The following is a 1662-nucleotide window of genomic DNA, read 5'->3' as shown; positions in this document are numbered from 1 at the left end:
GACCTGACTTCCACAAGTTGACGCTGTTCTGCCGCTTGGGATTCCGGTTTGCGCTGGTAGGGCGAGTTCTGTGCTGGCGTTTGTGACACTAAACGGCCCGGTAGGTTGGGCCTGTGGGGCTGAAATTTCGGAAGGTGCCGACGGGGTCGGGGGCCACGGGCGTGCAGTTGGTCGAGTGGGTCAGCGGCCGGTTGGTGGTGCGCGAGCACCTGGGTTCGGCTCACACCCCCGGCGAGTTGGCGGCGTTGATCGAGGTCGCCAAGCAGCGCATCCAGGGCGATCAGCAGGCGTTAGACCTGGAGTTGAGTGAGCGCGGCGCCGCGGTGATCGACGTGCCGGCAGCGACAGCCGCGCGGATCCAGCAGTCCACGGCGCGGATCCTGTGGCAAGGATTGACCGGTACGTACTCCAGGCTCGGCTTCGACGTGGTGGGCGATACGGTGTTCCGCGACCTGGTGCTGTGCCGTGTGGTGGAGCCGACCAGCAAGTTGGACTCGGTTCGGGTCCTGGGCGAATTGGGGACGCAACCACCGCACGTCAACACGCTCTACAACTGCCTACAGCGAGTGGTCGGCCGGGACTACCGCGGGCTGATCGCCACCGCCTGCTGGGCCCACGTCAACCGCGCCGGCGGCCCCGGTGTGGCGTTGGTGCTCTACGACTTGACCACCTTGTATTTCGAGGCCGAAAAAGAAGATGACCTGCGCAAAGTCGGTATGAGTAAAGAGCGCAAGGTCGACCCGCAGATCACCGTCGGCCTGCTGGTGGCCCGCGATGGGTTCCCGCTGGACGTGCACGTCTTCGAGGGCAACAAGGCAGAGACCAAGACGCTAATCCCGGTCATCACGGCTTTCCAAAAGCGCCACCAGATCAGCGACATGGTCGTGGTGGCCGATGCGGGCATGCTGTCGGCGGCCAACCTCAATGCGCTGGAAGATGCTGGCCTGTCGTTCATCGTCGGCTCCCGCACTTCCAAGGCGCCCAAGGAGCTCGAGGACCATTTCGGTCGCCGCGGCAATCTGATTGCCGACGACGGCGTCGTGGAGCTGATCCGCCCAATGGGCCAGGGCCGGGACCGGCGAGACCGGCGGGTGGTGTGGCACTACAAATGGGAGCGAGCCAAGCGAGACCGGCGGACGCTGAACGCGCAGATCGACCGCGCCCAACGCGTGGCCGACCGGGCAGAACCACTCAAGAAGCAGCGGTTCGTCAAGGTCACCGACCAGAAGGTAATCCTGGACGAGGCCTCGATCCAGCGGGCCCGCGAGTCTGCAGGTTACAAGGGGTATGTCACAAACATCGCCCCGGCCGTGATGGACGGCCATGCCGTCGTGGCGGCCTATCACGACCTCTGGAAGGTCGAGCAGTCCTTCCGCATGGCCAAGGCCGACCTGAGGGCGCGCCCGATCTTCCACCGCACCCGCGATGCGATCGAAGCTCACCTGACCGTCGTGTTTGCCGCCCTGGCCGTGGCGCGGCACCTGCAGGACGTCACCGGCATGTCGATCAAGAAGATCGTCACCACCCTGCGGCCGCTGCGCACGGTCACCGTCGCCATCGGCGACCACGAAATGCTCGTCGAGCCCACAATCCCGGACGCCGCGCGAGCCGTCATCGACGCGATCAACGCAGGGTGACACTAAAACTTGTGGAAGTCAGGTC

At 65.0% G+C, this 1662-nt stretch carries 1 protein-coding gene; it reads left to right on the top strand.

Annotated features, from left to right (window positions below):
* Positions 1 to 113 precede the first annotated feature (113 nt).
* Positions 114 to 1637 (top strand): IS1634 family transposase, encoded by a 1524-nt coding sequence (locus tag ACWGLC_RS17745; RefSeq protein WP_421098109.1) that lies wholly within the window; start codon positions 114 to 116, stop codon positions 1635 to 1637.
* Positions 1638 to 1662 lie beyond the last annotated feature (25 nt).

Source organism: Dietzia sp. NPDC055877 (assembly GCF_053615975.1).
This window is presented reverse-complemented; position numbering and strand designations above follow the sequence as displayed.